Annotated in this window: 3 protein-coding genes and 1 pseudogene; all 4 read left to right on the top strand. The window is 73.7% G+C overall.

Features of this window, described 5'->3' with window-relative positions:
* Positions 1-217: 217 nt before the first annotated feature.
* Positions 218-652 carry a DUF1489 family protein gene (locus ACESL7_RS15370; RefSeq protein ID WP_372894167.1) on the top strand — a complete coding sequence of 145 codons (435 nt, stop codon included), beginning with the start codon at positions 218-220 and terminating at the stop codon, positions 650-652.
* Between the two features lie 503 nt (positions 653-1155).
* Positions 1156-1467, top strand: a complete 312-nt coding sequence (locus ACESL7_RS15365) for a winged helix-turn-helix domain-containing protein (protein ID WP_372894168.1) — start codon at positions 1156-1158, stop codon at positions 1465-1467.
* Positions 1468-1534: 67 nt separating this feature from the next.
* Positions 1535-2293 (top strand): molybdate ABC transporter substrate-binding protein, encoded by a 759-nt coding sequence (gene modA, locus ACESL7_RS15360; RefSeq protein ID WP_372894166.1) that lies wholly within the window; start codon positions 1535-1537, stop codon positions 2291-2293.
* Between the two features lie 3 nt (positions 2294-2296).
* Positions 2297-2521, top strand: a pseudogene (locus tag ACESL7_RS15355) (molybdate ABC transporter permease subunit); the annotation flags it as partial.

Genomic DNA, 2521 nt, shown 5'->3' with positions numbered 1-2521 from the left:
GCCTCCACCGCGGCCAGCGCGCGCGCCACGCGGCGCCAGCTGTCCTCGACCGTGCGGTCGACGGGCGAGCCGTCCGCCTGTTTGAAGCGGTATTTCATGTCCCAGATGGACTCGGCGATGGGGGCGGCGAAACGGCTCATGGGCGGCGTCCTTCGGCGGGCGTCCGGTTGTCAGCATGGCGAGGAAGGTTAATATAGTCCCAAGACTTGGGGGAGTCATGGGGCGAGAGCACATAAACCTTGTGAAACTGAGTGCGGGCACCGAGAGCGTCGAGACCCTCGCCGCATGGCAGGGGAGCCGCGCCGCCCGGGGCGCCGACGGCCATCCGCGCCACATGACACGCATGTGGCCGAAGCGCGAGGCCGAGATCCTCTCGGGCGGCTCGATCTACTGGGTGATCAAGGGGATCATCCAGTGCCGCCAGCGCATCCTGCGCCTCGATGCCGTGGAGGGACGCGACGGCGTGCGTCGCTGCGCGCTGGTGCTCGATCCGGAGCTGGTGCGCACGCGCCCGGCGCCGCGCCGCGCCTTTCAGGGGTGGCGCTACCTCGTGCCCGAGGACAGCCCCGCCGACCTTCCGACCGGACGCGCCGAGGAAGAGACGCTGCCGCCGGACCTGAGCGCGGCGCTCGCGGAGATCGGGGTGATCTGAGCGACGATACAGGGCGCGCCCTGTCCCGCTTGCGGCATCGGGGCCGCGCGGGACCACGGAAAGAGCCGCCGTCCGGCCGTGCCGCCGGACCCCGCGGCTCTGCCTGGCGGTGGCCGCGCTTGCGCGGGACCCGCTCCTCGTGCGGGGCCGGCAATTCGGGGAGCTGTCCAGGCCGCGGGTCACGCCCGAACGGCCGCGCGCCCGACCCCGGCGGGACGACACCGTCACGCCTTAAACCTGCGATCCTGCCCCGGCGGAGACGCCCGGTGCGCGGGCGCCTGCACCTGCGCCGGGTCGTCACCCATCGCGGCGCCGACGTCGAGCCGCCCGGCGTTGCCCGCGCGTGGTGTCGTGCCCGCGCCGGAGGGCGCGGGTGGCCACCGGGACCGTCGGTCCGCCTTGTGCGCCATGCCACCGGCGGCCATTCTGCCGTCATGAATGAGCCGTGCCCCGTGCCCTGCGAACCTGCGCTGCGCATCCGTCTGCTGTTCGGAAAGGGGAAGATGCTCGGGCCGGGCAAGGCCGATCTCCTCGATGCCATCCGCGACGCCGGCTCGATCGCCGGGGCGGGGCGCGCGATGGGGATGAGCTACAAGCGCGCCTGGTCGCTCGTGGAGGAGATGAACGCCGCCTTCCGCGCACCGCTCGTTGCGCGCACGCGCGGCGGTGCGCGCGGCGGCGGGGCCCAGCTGACCGAGGCCGGCGAGGCGGTACTCGGCCACTATCGCGCGCTGGAGCGCATCGCGGCGGAGGCCGGCGCGGCCGAGATCGCGGCGCTGCAGGCCATGCTCGCGGATATGTCCGATGGAAGATAACGCTTGCGCGCGCCCCGTGGTCTCGCAATATGTTTCGCGGAACATAACGTCAGAAAGAGCTTGCTTCGTGCCTGTCCGGCCCTCCATCGCTGTCGCCACCCTTCTCGCCGCCGCGGCGCCCGCCGCGGCCGAGCGGCTGACCGTCTTCGCGGCCGCCAGCCTGACCGACGCCATGGCCGAGGTCGAGGCGGGCTTCGAGGCCGCGACCGGCCACGAGGTCGCCGTCTCGCTCGCCGGCTCCGCGGCGCTCGCCCGGCAGATCGAGGCGGGCGCGCCGGCGGATGTTTTCATCTCCGCCAATCCCGGCTGGATGGACGACCTGGAAGCGGCGGGGCGGCTCGCGCCGGGCACGCGCGTGGATCTCCTGCGCAACGCGCTCGTGCTGATCGCCCATGGCTCCGAGGCCGCGCCGGTCGAGATCGGGCCGGACCTCGACCTCGCCGGGCTTATCGGGGACGGGCGGCTCGCCATGGCGCTGGTGGAGGCGGTGCCCGCCGGGATATACGGCAAGGCGGCGCTGGAGAGCCTCGGCCTCTGGGAGGACGTCGCGCCGCGGGTGGCGCAGGCCGACAACGTGCGCGCCGCCCTCGCGCTGGTGGCCACGGGCGCGGCGCCCTACGGCATCGTCTACGCCACTGACGCGCGCGCCGAGGACGGCGTGACCGCGCTCGCCACCGTCCCGCCGGAGACACATCCGCCGATCGTCTACCCGGCCGCGGCGACCGCCGGGGCGGAGGGGCCGGCGGCGGCCTTTCTCGACTACCTCGCCGGGGCGGAGGCCCGCGCGGCCTTCGAGGCGGAGGGCTTCGCCGTGGTCGCGGACTGAGGCATGGACTGGCTCGGGGCGGAGGAGTGGCAGGCCGTCGCGCTCTCGCTGCGCGTGTCGGTCTGGGCGACGCTGGCGAGCCTGCCCGTCGGGCTCTTCACCGCCTACGCCCTGGCGCGCTGGGAGTTCCCGGGCAAGCAGATCGTCAACGGCCTCGTGCATCTGCCGCTCATCCTGCCGCCGGTGGTGACGGGTTACCTGCTCCTCCTGACCTTCGGGCCGCAGGGG

The organism is Rhodosalinus sp., from assembly GCF_041685465.1.
In the GTDB taxonomy this organism is placed as follows: Bacteria; Pseudomonadota; Alphaproteobacteria; order Rhodobacterales; family Rhodobacteraceae; genus Rhodosalinus.
This window is presented reverse-complemented; position numbering and strand designations above follow the sequence as displayed.

Bases quoted from the DNA above. Each gene is read 5' to 3' on its own strand.
- ACESL7_RS15370 (WP_372894167.1), top strand. From the start codon at position 218: ATGGGGCGAGAGCACATAAACCTTGTGAAACTGAGTGCGGGCACCGAG.
- ACESL7_RS15365 (WP_372894168.1), top strand. From the start codon at position 1,156: ATGCTCGGGCCGGGCAAGGCCGATCTCCTCGATGCCATCCGCGACGCC.